The organism is Acidithiobacillus albertensis (genome assembly GCF_001931655.1).
Taxonomy (GTDB): domain Bacteria; phylum Pseudomonadota; class Gammaproteobacteria; order Acidithiobacillales; family Acidithiobacillaceae; genus Acidithiobacillus; species Acidithiobacillus thiooxidans.
The window spans coordinates 1763396-1781363 of sequence record NZ_MOAD01000001.1; the positions used below are offsets into that span (position 1 = coordinate 1763396).

The following is a 17968-nucleotide window of genomic DNA, read 5'->3' on the forward strand; positions in this document are numbered from 1 at the left end:
GGAATTCTGGAAGGTTTCAACAGCCTCATTCAATCCGCCAAGGCCAAGGCTCGGGGTTACCGCACGCACAAGAACTTTATCAACATGGCCTACCTGATCCTGGGCAAGCTGGATCTCAGGCTACCCACTTGAAATGACGAGGAACCAAGATTATCTGGGCGTGCATGGTCATATCCATAAAACTTACCAGTGGCGCTTTAAAATCCCGCGTGCCTTGCAGGCCCTTGCCGCATCGGATTCCTGGCAAGATCCCTGGAATCCATTGGTACTGGGTGCCTTGTACCAGTTCGAAGCTGTGCATAATCTGCCGATAGTACCTGGCGGAATGGGCATACGTGGATTACCCCTGAACATAGAAAAAGCCCTGTTACACGCAAAAAAAACTGATCCGGATCCCTGGACCTGGATTCTGGTGACCAAATTTCCCCGCCCGGAAGAAATTCATTTGTTTATGGGCGGACATGGCTGGATTTTCCAGAGCAAAGCCAATACCGGCGTCATGCATGCCACTCCGGATGGGACCTGGCCGATTTATGCCCGTGATACCCATACCGCCATGGTTGGCCGCTTTCCCATACCAGTATCCCACGCGCAAATACGCTTATATGAAGCCGCGAAGTCGGCAGGTTATGCCCTCCAGTCCGTGCATTATTCGCGCTATCATCACCACTGGGTGGAATACCAACATTATGATGACCCGGATATCCGTTGGGTCAATTATTTCGACAGAGGCCGTGCCGTACATTTTTATCCCCGGGCCAATTACGGCTTTCCACAAAGTGCGGGCTGCGTCGAGCTTCCCAAAAGCGCGGCACACAAAGTGTACGGACTCATCCATTATGGAACACCCGTTACCGTCAGCCACGCTGCGATCGGCCCCTGGGATCCGCCAGGAAGCAAATACCTGAAACAACCCCTGAACATTAAACCCATCCATTTGGCTTATCGAGAAATCGCTGCCAAATCCACAGCACTTAGCGTACATCTGCAACTGGTGGAAACGAGCGTTTCAGACGCGAATCATTAACGTCAATACTTTACCGATAATTATTGGCTGGTAGCAGCCGCGAGCTTCGCAGCGTCGATTTTTACCTTGGCATGATCGCGCAGATCACGCAAATAAGCTGCCGACAACAATCTTCCCCGTTGTTCTTCCAGCGAGGCACGAATTTCTGCCGTCACCTTGGGATTGACGGCTACTGAAGAAGGCGCCATCACTTGAGTCACCGCAAATATTGTGTAGCCATTCTGTCCACGAACCATCCCCATGGAAGGTATATGCTTTATAGGAGCTGGGGCATCAAATGCTGCGCTCAGCAAAGTCGGATACAAACCCCGCGCATCTTTCCGGGTGACATTCAAATGGACTTGGACAGGATAAGTACCATCCGCAGTCAACACCTCTACCTTACCGGCTTTCCTGGCCGAAGCCAGCAGGGCTTCTGCTTTGCTTTTAGCCAGTTGCGTGGCTTTTTCTGCCGTTAATTGCGCCACAATCTGATTTTTGACTGCTGCTAAAGTCTGGGCTCTACCCGGGGTATAATGGAGCAGATGAACGGCCAGCAAATCTCCATTTTTCAAAGTCAGGGCCGAACTGTTTTTACCAGCCAATACGGCTTTGCTAAAAGCCAGATCCAATGCTTTCGGATCAGAAAAGGGACCACTGGATGCTTGTTTTCCAGCAGTCAGCTGCCCGCTCGATTCAATGGTTAAGTGATATGCTTTCGCCACTGACTGAAGTCCATCGGGACTACTGAAAAGGCGATCCTTGAAGTTTTCAACCTGGGCCTGAAAAGCATTTTCAGCAGCCTGATCAGCCTGTTCTGAATTTTTACTTCCGGAAGCAGCCGCTGCAGTAACGCCTTTCGCCGATGCCTGGTTCGCGCCAAGGAAATTATGCGGTCCCATAACTACGTAGTGCACTTCAACTTCAGCAGGCAAATGAAATTCAGATAAGTGCGACTGATAAAATGACTGCACTTCCGCCGTATCCGGCTTGGCTTGCTCAGCAAAATGCGCATCAGTGATGGTCACTGTCTTGATATCCCGATATTCCTGCGACCAACCCCATACTTCAGTCGCTGCCTGATCAGAAGCACTGGCAATAATTTGAGGAATAACCTGAAGTTGCTCCAGCCGCATGCTTTCGCGCAACATACCTTCAAATTGTGCAGGTGTCATTCCGTTGGCGGCTAATAATTTCTGGTATTTTGCCTTGGAAAAAACGCCCTTTTCCTGAAAAGCAGGAATGGCTTCTACTTTTTTGGCCAAGGCCGTATCCGAAACTTGTAAACCCAGGCGTCCGGCTTCGGTACCCAATAATATATTATCAATCAATCCATTCAGTACATCATGGGCAAAGCTGCTCTGCTGTGCCATTTTAGCAGCCGTTGCTGCTCCAAAAACATGACTATAACGTTCTTGCGCTTCTTCCAAGCGCTTATGAAACACCGCTTCGGTAATTTTTTGGCCATTTACAGAGGCTACAGCCGCAGGTCCGGAACTACCGGACATCAAATAGCCGCTAACGCCCCAGAGGACAAAAGACAACGCAATGAGTACCATAATTATTTTGGCAATAAATGATTGTCCAAAATTACGAAATACATCCATCATAATTACAATCCTCGCGAAACGGTGCTCCGGTATATATGACCACTTTACTGGTTGATGAAAGCCACTCTTACCACGAATTAAACTTGGATACGATTAAAGCGCAGCAGAGAATTTCTGCTATTAAAAATAAAAAAGCGCCCGCTTGCGAGGGCGCCTTTCTTCATTTGGCGGGGCGGACGGGGCTCGAACCCGCGACCTCCGGCGTGACAGGCCGGCATTCTAACCAACTGAACTACCACCCCAATAAATTGGTGGTGGGCGGTGAGGGGCTCGAACCCCCGACATTCGGCGTGTAAAGCCGACGCTCTACCAACTGAGCTAACCGCCCAAACCAGACGCGCTAGTTTACTGCATCACGCAATGCTTTACCAGCTTTAAATTTAGGTGTGCGACTGGCGGCAATCATGATTTCTGCACCTGTTGCAGGATTCCGACCCTTACGCGCTTCGCGTTCAGAAACCAGGAAAGAACCAAAACCTACCAGCGTGACCTGATCACCCTCTTTCAAGGCAGCAGTAACCACTTTAATAGCGGCATCCAGGGTATGTCCTGCGGCGGCACGCGTAACACCTGCTTCTTCTGCAATTTTTTCGATCAATTCGGATTTGTTCATAATTTCTTTCTCCTGTTATAGACCCAGACACTTCTGTAAAACTACGAATCAGCTAATGCTAGTAGAGGTTATAGCAGGGTAAAAAAACACTTGTCAAGATCACCAACAAAATCTACAAATGATTTCACATGTTAGACCCTATCTATCTGACAATATTCGTCGTGATTTAGCGACTGTCTACGTATTAATCAATGACAAATTATAACAGTACAAGTTGATAGCAGAACAAAATACTGCCTCTGAGAATAATCATATTCCCAGAGGCTGATAACAGTAATCTAGTGGGCTGTTGCTTTATCTTCCGCGTTATCTCCACTAACTGGCGGTACAACACCCAGTAGAGGTTCTCCATCATCAGGCAATGGTGTTGGTGACGTCTCCAGAGCAATCGCTAACACTTCGTCAATCCAGCGTACCGGCTTGATCGTGAGTGCATCACGCACGTTTTTGGGGATTTCCTGCAAATCCTTTTCGTTTTCAGCAGGAATCATCACCGTACTGATGCCCCCGCGATGTGCTGCCAACAGTTTCTCTTTCAAGCCCCCAATAGGCAGAACCTCACCACGGAGAGTAATTTCACCCGTCATGGCCACCGTAGCCTTGACCGGAATACCGGTCAGCGCAGAAACCAAAGCCGTGGCCATGCCGATGCCGGCGCTGGGGCCATCTTTGGGGGTCGCACCTTCAGGAACGTGAATATGGACATCCCGATTCTGATAAAAGTCAGCCGGAATACCCAACGCACGCGATCTGGCACGCACCACACTCATAGCCGCCTGAATGGACTCCTGCATGACGTCACCGAGTTTGCCTGTAATCAGCAGTTTACCCCGACCCGGTACAACCACAGCCTCAATACTCAGCAATTCACCCCCGACTTCCGTCCAGGCTAAGCCGGTGACTTCACCAATACGATTTTCTTTTTCTGCCTTGCCAAAATCAAAACGCCGAACACCCAGATATTTGTCCAGATTACGATCAGATACCTGAATTTTAGTGCGCTTCTTGTCCAGCAGGAGCTCCTTGACGACTTTACGGCAAATGCGCGCCAGCTCCCGCTCAAGATTCCGCACCCCCGCCTCGCGTGTATAGTAACGGATGATGTCCCGAATTACGGTTTGCGAAACCTGCATCTCCCCGTCTTTCAGACCGGCTTTCTCGATTTGCTTCGGGAGCAGATACTTAGTGGCAATATGGATTTTTTCATCTTCGGTATAACCGGAAATCCGGATGACCTCCATACGATCCATTAAAGGTGCCGGAATATTCAGGGTGTTAGCTGTAGTAACAAACATCACCTCGGACAAATTGAAGTCCACTTCCAGGTAATGATCATTAAAAGTGGCATTCTGCTCCGGATCGAGCACTTCAAGCAGTGCCGAAGCCGGATCACCCCTAAAATCCATCGCCATTTTGTCGACTTCATCCAGCAACATCAGCGGGTTGCGGGTTGCCACCTTGGCCAGACTCTGGACAATTTTTCCCGGCAATGCGCCGATATAAGTCCGCCGATGTCCGCGAATTTCCGCTTCATCACGTACTCCGCCCAGAGACATCCGCACAAATTTGCGATTGGTTGCTTCCGCAATGGAGCGGCCCAAACTGGTTTTACCAACACCGGGCGGACCAACCAGACACAAAATGGGGCCACGACTGTTACCCACACGTTCCTGCACAGCGAGATACTCCAGTATCCGCTCCTTCACATCTTCCAGACCATAGTGGTCGGCATCGAGGATGGCCTTGGCACGCTTAAGGTCTTTAGTAATTTTGCTGCGTTTACGCCAAGGAACACCAACCAGCCAGTCAATGTAATTACGTACCACCGTCGCTTCCGCAGACATGGGGCTCATCATCCGTAGCTTCTTTAATTCGGCATCCGCCTTGGCCCGCACATCTTTGGGCATTCCGGCTTTTTCAATTTTACGGGCGAGCTCATCCAGCTCACTACCACCCTCTTCCGAAAGATCGCCGAGCTCCTTCTGGATGGCCTTCATCTGCTCATTCAGATAATACTCGCGCTGGCTTTTTTCCATTTGCCGCTTGACACGTCCACGAATCCGCTTTTCTACCTGCAGCAGATCAATTTCGGATTCCATCATGCCCAGCAGGTGTTCCAGCCGCACACGCGTATCTGCTTTTTCGAGAATATCCTGTTTTTCTTCCAGCTTGAGACTGAGATGGGCAGCCACCGTATCCGCCAGTCGCGCCGGATCATCCATACTGGCCAGGGTAGACAAAATTTCTGGCGGGATTTTTTTGTTGAGCTTTACATAGGACTCAAACTGCGCGCTGACTGAACGCATCAGCGCTTCCAGTTCACGATCATTGGCAGCACCACTGACCACTACCTGAACCTGGGCGCGCAGTGATTCGTCAGCCGGCAAAAAAGAGACGATTTTGGCCCGGTCCGTACCTTCCACCAGGACTTTGACCGTTCCGTCCGGCAGTTTCAGCAACTGCAAAATGGTCGCCAAGGTCCCGATACGATAAATATTTTCCGGCTGGGGATCATCATCAGCCGCATTTTTTTGAGAAACCAGCAGGATCTGTTTTTCTCCTGACATGGCTTCTTCCAGTGCGCGGATAGACTTCGCACGACCTACAAAAAGCGGGATCACCATATATGGGAAAACCACCACGTCCCGTAACGGAAGCACGGGCACCATCAGGGATTCTTCTTCTACCAGGAGACTTTTATCTATTTGCGCCACGGTTCACTCCAGAAATTCGATGATAACCATCATTAGGAAAGCAGATTGGGGCGCATGGTCGAGTTTTCAACGCGCCCCCAGCTTGTATCAGGCAGGATGAGACATATCTACCTTGATGGCATCGTCATAAACCAGAAGCGGCTTGCCGCCACTTTCCACCACCGCAGCATCCACCACCACTTTTTTGACGCCGGTCATGGAAGGCAGCTCGTACATCGTGTCCAGCAAAATCTGCTCAAGGATGGAGCGCAAGCCGCGAGCACCGGTTTTCCGCGCAAGGGCCTTTTTGGCAATCCCCTTGAGGGCCTCTGGACGGAACTCCAGGATAACGCCCTCCAGGGAGAACATTTTCTGATATTGCTTGATCAGGGCATTTTTGGGTTCAGTGAGGATGGACATGAGCGCTTCTTCGTCCAACTCTTCCAGAAGTGCCAATATGGGCAAACGTCCGACAAACTCGGGAATCAACCCATAGCGCACCAGATCTTCCGGCTCCAGATTCTGCATGAGCATGGCGGCAGTAGCATCTTTGTCCCGTTTTTTGAGGGGCGCGTTAAAGCCCATACCGCCTTTTTCGATGCGGGAAGAAACGGATTTTTCAAGGCCCGCAAACGCACCCCCGCAAATAAACAGAATGTGACGGGTATCCACCTGCAAAAACTCCTGCTGTGGATGTTTACGACCACCCTGAGGAGGAACCGAGGCAACGGTGCCTTCAATCAGTTTCAACAAAGCCTGCTGCACGCCTTCTCCCGATACATCGCGGGTAATGGAAGGGTTTTCAGATTTGCGGGTGATCTTGTCGATTTCATCGATATAGACAATTCCCGTCTGGGCTTTCTCGACGTCATAATCACATTTCTGCAGTAGTTTTTGAATGATGTTTTCCACATCCTCACCGACATAGCCGGCTTCGGTGAGGGTCGTGGCATCGGCCATGGCAAAGGGCACGTTCAACAGGCGCGCCAAAGTCTGGGCCAGTAAGGTCTTGCCGGAACCGGTCGGACCAATCAACAAAATATTACTTTTATCAAGCTCTACTTCATTGTCCTTACCACCATGCTCCAGACGTTTGTAATGATTGTACACCGCCACGGAAAGCACTTTTTTGGCACTTTCCTGACCAATAACATAATCATCCAGGGTCTTGCGTATTTCCATGGGTTTCGGAAGCTTATCCGGCTGATCACCGCGCAGATCATCCAGGATCTCGTCCTTGACGATATCATTGCACAGTTCTATGCATTCATCGCAGATGAATACCGATGGTCCAGCAATCAGTTTCCGGACTTCGTGCTGACTTTTTCCGCAAAAAGAACAATACAAGGTCTTTTCGCCACTTCCCTCATGCTTTCCAGCCATAGCTGTTCTCCTGCCTGCTTCAGGCGGTCTCGTTATCGCCGCGATGGGTAATCACGGCATCGACGAGATGGTAGGTTTGGGCCTCTTCGGCCGACATGAAAAAATCCCGGTCGAGATCCTGCTCAATGCGTTCGCGACTCTGTCCAGTATGGTGGACCAGAATATCATTCAGACGTTCACGAATGCGCAGAATCTCTTTGGTGTGAATTTCGATATCATGCGCCTGCCCCTGGAAACCACCGGAAGGCTGATGCAACATGATTCTGGCGTTGGGTAATGCGTAGCGTTTGCCTTCCGCACCAGCGGCCAGCAACACGGCGCCCATACTGGCGGCCTGGCCAATACAGACTGTGCTCACCTTGGGACGAATGAACTGCATGGTATCGTAAATAGCCATCCCTGCCGTCACAGACCCGCCCGGGCTATTGATATACAAAGCAATATCCTTGTCAGGATTTTCCGCTTCCAGGAAAAGCAGCTGGGCTACCACCAGGTTGGCCATCATGTCTTCCACCTGACCCACCATGAAAATAACCCGTTCTTTCAGCAAGCGGGAGTAAATATCATACGACCGCTCACCACGACCCGTTTGTTCCACCACTATCGGAACATATCCCAAACCCTGGGGGGCGGACGTAACTGGTTCTCCTGCTTGTTTCCACATCATTGCTGCTCCTCGATTAAGGGACGCTGCCACATTCGTCTGAATACTCGATTTACGCCGCCGGGGTTGCCGGAGAACGGCCAATCAACTGATTAAAGTTCACCGACTCTTCGGTCACTTTAACACGCTCCAGAAGCCATGCCACCACTTTATCCTCCAGCACCATGGCTTCTGCCTGTTCCAGCTGCTCCGGTTTGCTGCGATACCAAGCCACAAACTGGTCGGGATCCTCATATTGCTCGGCCATGTCACGAATGACTTGCGTCACTTCGGCAGGGCTGGCCTGCAGCTTTTCCCGGCGCACCACTTCACTGAGGACCAGACCGAGCACTACCCGGCGCCTGGAGATATTTTCCAGGTCTCCAGCAGCACTGGCGTTGGGGTCTTTCTGCAATTGTTCCAGTTCCCGGGCCAACATTTGTTTGGGCAGGTCTGGCTGGTTACTCTCGACCAACAGATCCAGCAGTTGCGATTTCACCTGGGCATGACTCAGCCTTTGGGCTTCGCGTTCCAGATTCTCCTTGACCTCCTGACGCAGGACGGCAACATCACCATCTTCGATACCCAGCGCCAGAGCAAATTCGGCATTCAATTCAGGCAACTGTGCTTCGGCCACTTCCTTGACCTGGAGATGAAATTCGGCATTTTTGCCCGCCAGTTCTGCCACATGATAATCCGCAGGAAACTGTACAGAAACACTTTTTTCTTCACCGGCAGAAAGCCCGATGAGGCCCTGTTCAATATCAGGGAGCAGCCGTCCGGCGCCCAGGACTACCTGATAATCCACCACATCGCCACCGGGCATGGGCTCACCATCCATAAGTCCCTGGAAATCTACCGTAACCCGGTCTTCATTTTGTGCCGCACGCTCGGTTTTAACATAAAAACGGCGCTGCTGGCGCATGATATCAATCGTGGCATCTACATCACTTTCCGTAACAACGGCACTCTTGCGAATCACCGTAGCCGTGGGAATTTGCGGTTCGAATTCAGGATAGACTTCAACAACCGCCGTGAACACGAAGTCTTCTCCGCGTCCGCCTTTTTCAACCTGCACTTCGGGACGCCCTACGGGACGCAGGGATTGTTCACGGACGGCCTGGGAATAGCGCTCATTAATCAGCTGGTCAAAGGTTTCCATGAGGGCATCTGAACCATAATGGCGTTCAACAATAGCCAATGGTGCCTTGCCCGGACGGAATCCCGGAAAACGCGCTGAGCGGGCCTTGTTACGTAAACGTTGCGTGACACCACTTTCCACCTCACTGGCAGGAATGGTCACATGAATGTGGCGTTCCAGAGGCGCAGCCTCCGGTGTGGAAATTTGCATGAACTGATCCTTGTTTTTCATTTTGTCTAAGCCTAAACACCCATCATAAACACAAGCCCGCCGCCCCTCAAGGTCAACGCAGCCCCCGACTGCCCGGTTTCACCGGGACACCACCCGCCGCGCAGAGCGGACAATCTTCAACGGACCAGGTCCGCACCGGCAAACGCAGGAGTGGATAAAACGGAATATCATCAAAATACTGGAAGCCCGCGCTACGATCAATAATTGCAGAACTAACCAGTACCTTGCCACCCGCTGCTTCTACCGCAGCAATGCATTCACGGGTCGATCCACCTGTCGTGGTAATATCTTCAACGACCAATATCCCTTCACCTGGAGATAAAGCAAAGCCCCGGCGCAGGACCATCTGACCATTTTCACGTTCGGTAAAAAGACTGCGTACCCCCAGCGCTCTGGCACATTCATAGGAAACCAATACGGCACCCATGGCTGGCCCCACGACACAACGGATCTGCTTCCTGACTGCTTCTGGAATACCGGCAACCATCGCGACACAGAGGCGTTCTGCATGTTCTGGGTTCTGCAACACTTTTGCAGATTGCAAGTAGGTATCGCTGTGCAAGCCAGAGGACAATAAAAAATGTCCTTGTAACAAGGCACCATCATTTTTGTATAAATCCACTACTTCATCTGCTGTCACTGAGTTTGTTTCTCCATTAGTCTGATTTTATAAAATGGGACACATTATCCCGCGCAAGCAGCCAACAGGGCAGACAAAGCTTCTGCCGGATCCGACGCTGCAGTAATGGGGCGGCCAATGACCAGATAGTCTGAACCCGCCGCCAGGGCGGCTCCAGGCGTCATGGTCCGCCTCTGGTCATCGGCACCATGCTGGGCGGGCCGGATACCGGGGGTCACCAGACAAAACTCCGGATGCAATTGTTTGAGTCGGGAAGCCTCCTGCGCAGAACAGACCAGTCCATCCAGACCACCCTCTGCACTGAGCGCGGCCAACCTTTCTACCTGTAGCTTAACAGAGTCATGCACACCCAGCTGCGCCAGGGCATCGGCATCCAGACTGGTCAATACCGTCACCGCAATCAGCAGCGGCTGAGGCCCGGAAGCCGTCACCCCATCAACAGCCTCCCGCGCGGCCTCCAGCATGGCCTTCCCCCCACTGGCATGCACGTTGAGCATCCACACCCCCAAGCGGGCGGCAACCTGACAGGCTTTGGCCACGGTCTGCGGGATGTCATGAAATTTGAGATCCAGAAACACCTCAAAACCCCGATTCTGAAGTTGTTCAATCACTTTGGGTCCGGATGCCGTAAAGAGTTCCTTGCCCACCTTGACCCGGCATTGGCGGGGATCCAAAAGTTCAGCCATAGCCAATGCTGATGCCGTATCTGCATAATCCAGCGCGACAATAAGTGGTGATTTCACAGCTTTTCCTCTCCTGAAAAGACACCCCATTGGCGACAACTGGGGCAGCGCCAGTAATACTGCGTACTTTGATAACCACAAGACTGACAATGAAACAGTTCAGGTTCCAGTTGCCACTGACGCACGGCCAGGGCCATTTTTTCGATCAGCTCCGTTTCCGGAGCGTTCGGGTCCATGCTTAACAACAGCTGAAATACCCGAAGATCAGGTTTTTTGATCAGAATATTGCGCAAAAAACTACTGGCAGCTGCCTGTCCCTCTATTTTCTGCAAAGCTTCTGCCAGGCGTTTAATGGCCAGCGGCGAACGACAGTGATCCTGCAAACGCTGCAGATGATCCTGCTGCTGGCCCCCCAAGTGCTGCAAAACCTGCAGAAAGGGCTCCAGCACCAGTAAAATCGCCGAGTCAGCCGGTAGTGCCAGCAATTTATCCCAGTATTTGAGAGCACCCTGCCAATCTTTTTTGTCAAAGGCGAGACGCCCGGCAATCATCAGTGCGCGCGGATTGTCGGGAACCTCCCGGCGCGCAGCATTCAGATACTTCTGTGCCTGAGACTGATCCCCACTGCGCAACGCTTCTTCGGCCAGCTCACCGTACAACAAGGCAATTACCTTTTGCTGTTCGGACATTCCTGATTGGAGTAAACGCTTGCGAATGGCAATAGAGGAAGCCCACTCACTACCCAATTCATAGAGTTCCGCCAGCGTGGCAAGCCCTTCGGTATGCGCGGGCTGACTTTCGAGCAATTCCTTGAGAATGCTTTCTGCCCGATCCAGAATTCCGGCTTTCAAATAATCGCGGGCAATTTCAAACAGCACACTTTGCCTGAGCTCCTCAGCCAGGGTTGGCTGTTCCAACAAGTACTGATGTACCCGTAATGCCCTTTCCAACTCGCCACGTCGGCGAAACTGACGGCCCAGGGCCAGGAGAATATCGACACTTTCCGGGTGCTGGCGCAAGGCTTCCAGAAAAACCTCTACCGCTTCGTCCTGACGTTCACTCAGAAGGTAATTCAGGCCCTGAATATAAACCTGAGGGATGGCTTTGCCAGCGGGGGCTTTTTGGGTACGGCCCAGCCAGAAGCCCAGCAGGGCAGCAAAGCCTGATACTATCCCCAGGACGAGGACAACCGCAGAATCCACGCCCAGAATGGTCAATCAGGCTTTGCCGGATGTATTCTCCGGATAATCGACCTGCTCGCGCAGTTCCTTACCCGGTTTGAAGTGTGGAACCCGCTTTTCCGGCACCATGACCGATTCGCCGGTCTTGGGATTACGCCCCTGTTTAGCCGGACGTACATGCATGGAAAAACTGCCGAAGCCACGAATTTCAATGCGCTCACCTTCAGCAAGTGCATCACTGAGGTAATCCAGCATATGGCGGGTGGCCATTTCAATATCGCGCACACTGAGCTGCGGGTATTGGGCGCTGATGTTTTTGATCAATTCAGATTTAGTCATGATTTTTAGCTTCTTCAAATAAGCACTGATTGGAAAACCATAAAAACGACAGACGGCAAGAACCTCGGCCTGACGCCAAAAAAAGTGGCTCCCCGGATACTCAATTAGAGGGCATCCCGAGAGCCGTTTCGCGATTAACCCTCTTCTTCCTGCTTGCGCTTGAGCTGCTCTTTAATCAGGTCACCCAGACTGGTGGTACCTGTTGCCGCGCTGCGGGCATACTGCTGGGTAGCAGCCGCCTGTTCTTCAGCGCTTGGAGCTACGGCCACATCACGCGCCTTGGTACTCAGGGTCAAGGTGCGGTTTTTACGATCTACGGCGGCAATGGCCACCTCAATCTTGTCACCCGCAGCCAGGGTCTGGCCCTTGTTCAACTCACGCTGCGGCAGGTGGCCTTCAACCCCTTCACCCAGGCGAATTTCCGCGCCACGACCGTCTACGGAAATGACTTCACCTTCTACCAGCGCGCCCTTTTCATTGGCGACGACAAATTGAATGAAAGGATCCGTTTCCATCTGCTTGATGCCAAGACTGATACGTTCACGTTCCGGGTCAATGCTGAGCACCACAGCTTCCAGCGTATCGCCTTTCTTGAAATCACGCACAGCTTCTTCACCGGTACGATCCCAGGCCAGGTCGGAAAGATGAATCAGGCCGTCAATTCCACCATCCAGACCCACAAATACACCAAAGTCGGTGATGCTCTTGATTTGGCCGGAGACCCGATCGCCTTTCTGGAAGTTCTGGGCAAAATCATCCCATGGATTAGGCAGACACTGTTTGATACCCAGAGAAATACGGCGGCGCTCTTCGTCAATATCAAGAATCATCACCTCCACTTCCTGACTGACATGCAGGGCCTTGGCCGGATTAATGTTCTTATTAGTCCAGTCGATTTCGGAAACGTGCACCAAACCTTCCACGCCTTCTTCGATTTCAACGAAGGCACCATAATCGGTGACATTGGTGACCTTACCGAAAATGCGGGTGGATTCGGGATAACGACGGGCAATGTCACGCCACGGGTCTTCACCCAACTGCTTCATGCCCAGAGAAATACGACCCCTTTCGCGGTCGAACTTGAGGACCAGGACACGCACTTCGCCGCCAACGGTAACCACTTCGCTGGGATGTTTGACGCGACGCCAACCCATATCCGTGATATGCAGCAGACCATCAATTCCACCCAGATCAATAAATGCGCCGTAATCGGTGAGATTCTTCACCACACCGTCGAGGATGGCACCTTCCTGGATGCTTTCCAGCAACACCCCACGTTCAGCGCTTTGTTCCTGCTCAACCACGGCGCGACGGGACACCACCACGTTATTACGCTTGCGATCCAGCTTGATGATTTTCATCTCGAGATCTTTGCCTTCGAGATAAGCCACATCACGCACCGGACGGACATCCACCAGTGAACCTGGCAGGAAGGCGCGGACACCATCAATGCTGACGGTGAAACCGCCCTTGACCTTACCGGTCAGGAAGCCATGTACCACTTCATTGTCATTGAAGGATTTTTCGAGATCGACCCAGGTCTTGGCACGCCGGGCTTTTTCACGCGAAAGACGGGTTTCACCCATACCATCTTCGACCAGTTCCAGACAGACTTCCACCGAGTCACCGACCTTGACTTCGATTTCACCTTCGGCATTGCGAAACTGCTCGGCAGGAATGGGTCCTTCGGATTTAAGGCCGACATCGACGATGACAAAATCATTATCCACGCGGGTGACAATGCCGGTGAGCAACTCACCAGGCTTCAGACCCTGGGTACTCTGGCTTTCTTCAAACATCTCGGCAAAACTGGGTTCAACAAGCATTTCAGCGTTAGGGGTGGTCATAAATTTCAATAGGCCTCATGTACCGGGAGCACCGTGGGTGTCCCTTTTGATTACAGCTCAATGCCAAATCAATGGCGGTTTCAATTCTCCTGCAACGCGGTTTTTACCCACGCCTGCAAGACCGTATAGGTTTCGACGACTGTTTGCGCACTGGTATCCAAAATTCGGGCATCCGCAGCGGGCCGGAGCGGCGCGACACTGCGTTGTTGATCCCGGGCATCCCGTTCTGCAATTTCCGCCACAACGCTCGCGAGATTAGCACTAATCCCCTGTTCCATCAACTGATTGAGGCGTCGTTTACCACGTTCTTCGGCACTGGCGGTCAAAAAAACTTTCAAGACCGCTTCCGGGAAAACCACCGTACCCATATCCCGGCCATCGGCCACCAGACCCGGAGACTGGGCAAAGTCTCTTTGCCGCTGCAACAAAGCCGCACGCAGCGCCGGGATAACAGCAATTTGCGAAGTCAGGGCGCTGATCTGTGGGGTACGAATAGCCTCGTCCACCGGTTCATCGTGCAACAGCACCAGGGTCTGGTTGCCATCCCCCCGGAAGCGCAAGGGCAATTCCAGCGCCAGCCGAACCAGGCCGGCTTCATCATCTTTTGCGATTCCTGATCGATCTGCCGCCAGCGCCAGAGCACGATAAATAGCCCCGCTATCCAGCAAGTGCCAGCCGAGATCATGCGCCAGCATGCGTCCCAATGTCCCTTTACCAACGCCGCCCGGCCCATCCAGCGTCACTACGGGAATCAGACTCATGAGGCGAGAACCTCCAGGTTCAGTCCAGCCTGACGCGCCAGCGCCGGAAAACCGGGAAAAGAGGTGGCGACATTGGCACAATCCACTATCTCAACATCTCCGGAGGCCACCTGCCCGGCCATGGCAAAAGCCATGGCAATGCGATGATCGCCATGGCTATCGACCTGCCCGCCACAGAGCGTCGAAGGCGTAATCACCGCCCCGTCAGGCCGTTCTTCCACCGCAACGCCCAGAGCACGCAAACCGGCCGCCATCACGGCAATGCGGTCACTTTCCTTGACCCGCAATTCTTCAGCCCCGGAAATGATACTGGGCGTTTTTGCACAGGCGGCAGCAATAAACAGGGCCGGAAATTCATCAATAGCCAAAGGCACCAAATGGGGAGGAACCTCAATGCCTTGCAGTGGGGCATAACGTACCCGGATATCCGCCACCTGCTCACCACCAATTTCGCGCAGGGCCGTCAAATCTATCCGCGCGCCCATCCGGGTGAGGATTTCAATGATTCCGGTGCGGGTGGGATTAATGCCTACCCCTTCAAGCAGCAGGTCCGAACCCGGGGTAATACTGGCACCCAACAGAAAAAAAGCTGCCGAAGAAATATCGCCGGGTACCTGGATGCGTTGCCCGGTGAGCTGACCGCCACCCTCCAGGCAGGCCCGATTTTCCTGTCGGGATACCGCATAGCCGAAACCTTTCAACATGCGTTCACTATGATCCCGGGTAGGTGCCGGTTCAGTGACGCAGGTTTCGCCCCGGGCATATAGACCCGCCAATAATACAGCGGATTTCACCTGGGCACTGGCAACCGGCATCTCATAATGCAATCCCTGCAAGGGCTTGCCGTGAATATGCAGGGGCGCTTTACCGTCTTGCGACTGAATATCCGCACCCATGGCCGTAAGTGGTTTCAAAACCCGACCCATGGGGCGCTTCTGCAAACTCGAATCACCCACCAGGGTGCTGGCAAAAGCCTGCCCGGCCAACACTCCGGACAGGAGACGCATGGCCGTGCCGGAGTTACCACAATCCAGCGGGACTTGCGGTGCTTTCAGGCCATGCAGACCCACTCCATGAATGCGCAGGTAGCCATTTACCGGTCCTTCCATCTGGACCCCCATGGCCCGAAATGCCGCAATGGTTGCCAGTACGTCTTCGCCCTCCAGGAGCCCTTCTACTTCGGTCACGTTTTCGGCAAGGGCACCGAGAATGACGGAGCGATGGGAAATGGACTTATCTCCCGGAACAGGGAAGCGGCCTTTGAGCGCATTGCCAGGTTTGACGAGGTAGCGGGTAATCATTCAGAAAGCACCGGTGGAAAATGAAATTGTTGGCGAACCGTTTTGCCACGCTCCAGCCAGGTCTGCAGATCAGGTATCGCTTCGTCCGTCAGCAATTGTTCCACCAGACGCAGGTTATCCTGGAACTGTTGTAGTTGCTGACGGACTGCCTGCTGGTTTTCCTGCAGAATGTCGGCCCAAAGTGCGGGGTTTGAATCGACAATGCGCGAGAAATCTCGCAAACCGCCACCCGCCAGATTTTCCAGACCGGGAAACTGCGGCGCCAGTCCGGCCAAATAGATATATGCCAACAAATGCGGCAGGTGACTGGTAGCTGCCAGCGCTGCATCGTGAGCCTGGGGCGACATTTCCTGCACCCCGGCACCCAAGGCCATCCAGAACTGCCGGACTTTGTCCAGCGCCAGCTCATCCGTCCGGCCTGTCAGTGGCGTAAGAACCACTTGTGCAGCACGATACAAGTCTTCACGCGCCGCCGGAAAGCCAGTCATTTCACTGCCGACCACCGGATGACCCGGTACAAAGCGCGCCCCGAAAATTTCCGTAGCCCGGCAGGCAATAGTATTTTTGGTACTGGCCAGATCAGTTATTACCGCAGCAGGGTCTGCCCAGCGCGCAACCTCTGGCAGCTGGGACAGTAAGACTTTGGGCGGAGTGGCCAGCAGGATCAGATCGGCATCCACCAATACCTCCGGCAACTGATGACCCAGTTCAATCCCCCAAGGTTCTGCACTGGACCGCAGAGCGGTTACGGCAGCGGCACTGGGCAACGCGGCATTAATTTGACCCTCATACCCCACAGCGCGCAAGGCCTTGGCAACACTGCCACCCATCAGCCCGAGGCCCACTATGGCCACCCGCTGAAAGGGAATCTCCGGCATCTTACAGTTCGCGCCCTATGGCCGCTGCAACTTTATGCAAATCATCCATCAAGGTCATCAACTGCTGAGGACTGAGTGCCTGATCGGCATCACACCAGGCTTCTTCCGGACAGGGATGAGATTCCACCAGCAAGCCATCGGCTCCAGCGGCAATGGCGGCTTTGGAAAGTGCCGGAACCAGCCAGGACTTACCACCAGCGTGGCTGGGATCGACGATCACTGGCAGGTGGGTTTCCTTCTTGAGTACCGGAATAGCCGTGACATCCAGCACATTCCGGTAGGAAGTCTCGAAAGTACGGATGCCCCGCTCGGCAAAAATGATTTTGTGATTACCATGGGCGGCGATATATTCCGCTGCCATCAACCATTCTTTGACCGTGGCGCTGAGGCCCCGTTTGAGAATGACCGGCACATCCAGACGCCCCACTTCCTTGAGCAGATCAAAATTCTGCATGTTGCGGGTACCAATCTGAATAATATCCACACCTTTTTCCAGAAAAAGGTCGATTTTTCGGACATCCATCAATTCGGTAACAATAGGCAGGCCCACTGCATCAGCAGCCGTCCGGAAATAGTCCAGGCCCTCATCACCAACACCCTGAAAGGTATATGGGCTGGTACGCGGCTTGAAAGCACCACCGCGCATCAGACGGCATCCAGCGGCTTTCACGGCCTCTGCAGCACTGCGCATCTGTTCCGGCGTTTCTACGGAACAGGGGCCGGCAATAATCTGGATTTGTTTACCACCAAAGGGAATTCCCCGCACCTCAACGATGGTATCGGTGGACTTGAATTCACGACTGACCAACTTATAGGGCTTGAGAATGGGCATAACCTGTTCCACTGCGGGTAAGGATTCCAGGGCGCCTTCCGGCAACAAGCGTTCGTCGCCCAGCAGACCCACCACGGTCCGTTCCGAGCCGGTACTGACCATAGGCTGCAGGCCGAATTGGCGAATCCGCTCAAGCAGCTGTTCCATCTGCTCTGCGCTTGCTTGTGGTTTGACGATGACGATCAT

General features: G+C 53.0%; 17 protein-coding genes and 2 tRNA genes. 2 read left to right on the top strand and 17 right to left on the bottom strand.

Translation table 11 applies throughout. From position 1 onward, the window contains the following. Together BLW97_RS19095 and BLW97_RS09215 are read left to right on the top strand one after the other, a co-directional pair. A partial coding sequence (locus BLW97_RS19095; protein WP_143214904.1) for a transposase occupies window positions 1-132 on the top strand: 132 nt, incomplete at its 5' end. Between the two features lies 1 nt (window position 133). Beyond that, complete coding sequence (locus tag BLW97_RS09215) at window positions 134-1027, top strand: L,D-transpeptidase family protein (RefSeq protein WP_242947783.1); 894 nt, start codon at window positions 134-136, stop codon at window positions 1025-1027. 20 nt (window positions 1028-1047) lie between these two features. Here BLW97_RS09215 and BLW97_RS09220 read toward each other — a convergent pair whose 3' ends face one another. The 17 genes from BLW97_RS09220 to aroF all read right to left on the bottom strand — a co-directional run bounded on the left by BLW97_RS09220 (window position 1048) and on the right by aroF (window position 17968). Then, window positions 1048-2616, bottom strand: coding sequence for a peptidylprolyl isomerase (locus BLW97_RS09220; protein ID WP_031568473.1), 1569 nt, complete (start codon window positions 2614-2616; stop codon window positions 1048-1050). Window positions 2617-2781: 165 nt separating this feature from the next. After that, window positions 2782-2858: transfer RNA gene (locus BLW97_RS09225), tRNA-Asp, on the bottom strand. Window positions 2859-2868: 10 nt separating this feature from the next. Beyond that, window positions 2869-2944 (bottom strand) — tRNA-Val (locus BLW97_RS09230). A 12-nt stretch (window positions 2945-2956) separates the two neighbouring features. Continuing rightward, window positions 2957-3229 (bottom strand): HU family DNA-binding protein, encoded by a 273-nt coding sequence (locus BLW97_RS09235; protein WP_024892767.1) that lies wholly within the window; start codon window positions 3227-3229, stop codon window positions 2957-2959. Between the two features lie 278 nt (window positions 3230-3507). Beyond that, entirely contained in the window at window positions 3508-5943 is a 2436-nt protein-coding gene (gene lon / locus BLW97_RS09240; protein WP_024892766.1) for an endopeptidase La, read from the bottom strand. Window positions 5944-6030: 87 nt separating this feature from the next. Beyond that, window positions 6031-7305 (bottom strand): ATP-dependent Clp protease ATP-binding subunit ClpX, encoded by a 1275-nt coding sequence (gene clpX, locus BLW97_RS09245; protein WP_075322975.1) that lies wholly within the window; start codon window positions 7303-7305, stop codon window positions 6031-6033. 19 nt (window positions 7306-7324) lie between these two features. Beyond that, a complete protein-coding gene (clpP, locus tag BLW97_RS09250) occupies window positions 7325-7972 on the bottom strand; it encodes an ATP-dependent Clp endopeptidase proteolytic subunit ClpP (RefSeq protein WP_288009908.1) in 648 nt (215 codons plus the stop codon). A gap of 49 nt (window positions 7973-8021) precedes the next feature. Then, entirely contained in the window at window positions 8022-9299 is a 1278-nt protein-coding gene (tig, locus tag BLW97_RS09255) for a trigger factor (protein WP_242947785.1), read from the bottom strand. A gap of 73 nt (window positions 9300-9372) precedes the next feature. Continuing rightward, complete coding sequence (pyrE, locus tag BLW97_RS09260; RefSeq protein ID WP_075322977.1) at window positions 9373-9960, bottom strand: orotate phosphoribosyltransferase; 588 nt, start codon at window positions 9958-9960, stop codon at window positions 9373-9375. A 44-nt stretch (window positions 9961-10004) separates the two neighbouring features. Then, window positions 10005-10703, bottom strand: coding sequence for an orotidine-5'-phosphate decarboxylase (gene pyrF, locus BLW97_RS09265; protein WP_242947786.1), 699 nt, complete (start codon window positions 10701-10703; stop codon window positions 10005-10007). Beyond that, on the bottom strand, window positions 10700-11860 hold the full coding sequence (locus tag BLW97_RS09270) for a tetratricopeptide repeat protein (RefSeq protein WP_010638107.1): 1161 nt from the start codon (window positions 11858-11860) through the stop codon (window positions 10700-10702). The genes pyrF and BLW97_RS09270 overlap by 4 nt, the downstream gene beginning before the upstream one ends. Next, window positions 11861-12163, bottom strand: coding sequence for an integration host factor subunit beta (locus BLW97_RS09275; RefSeq protein ID WP_010638105.1), 303 nt, complete (start codon window positions 12161-12163; stop codon window positions 11861-11863). A 134-nt stretch (window positions 12164-12297) separates the two neighbouring features. Beyond that, complete coding sequence (gene rpsA / locus BLW97_RS09280) at window positions 12298-14010, bottom strand: 30S ribosomal protein S1 (RefSeq protein WP_010638104.1); 1713 nt, start codon at window positions 14008-14010, stop codon at window positions 12298-12300. A gap of 80 nt (window positions 14011-14090) precedes the next feature. Continuing rightward, a complete protein-coding gene (gene cmk / locus BLW97_RS09285) occupies window positions 14091-14771 on the bottom strand; it encodes a (d)CMP kinase (protein ID WP_075322979.1) in 681 nt (226 codons plus the stop codon). Then, entirely contained in the window at window positions 14768-16069 is a 1302-nt protein-coding gene (aroA, locus tag BLW97_RS09290) for a 3-phosphoshikimate 1-carboxyvinyltransferase (protein WP_075323636.1), read from the bottom strand. The genes cmk and aroA overlap by 4 nt, the downstream gene beginning before the upstream one ends. Further along, a complete protein-coding gene (locus BLW97_RS09295) occupies window positions 16069-16950 on the bottom strand; it encodes a prephenate dehydrogenase (RefSeq protein WP_077218343.1) in 882 nt (293 codons plus the stop codon). Before BLW97_RS09295 ends, aroA begins: the two co-directional genes overlap by 1 nt. A gap of 1 nt (window position 16951) precedes the next feature. Then, a complete protein-coding gene (gene aroF, locus BLW97_RS09300) occupies window positions 16952-17968 on the bottom strand; it encodes a 3-deoxy-7-phosphoheptulonate synthase (RefSeq protein WP_010638097.1) in 1017 nt (338 codons plus the stop codon).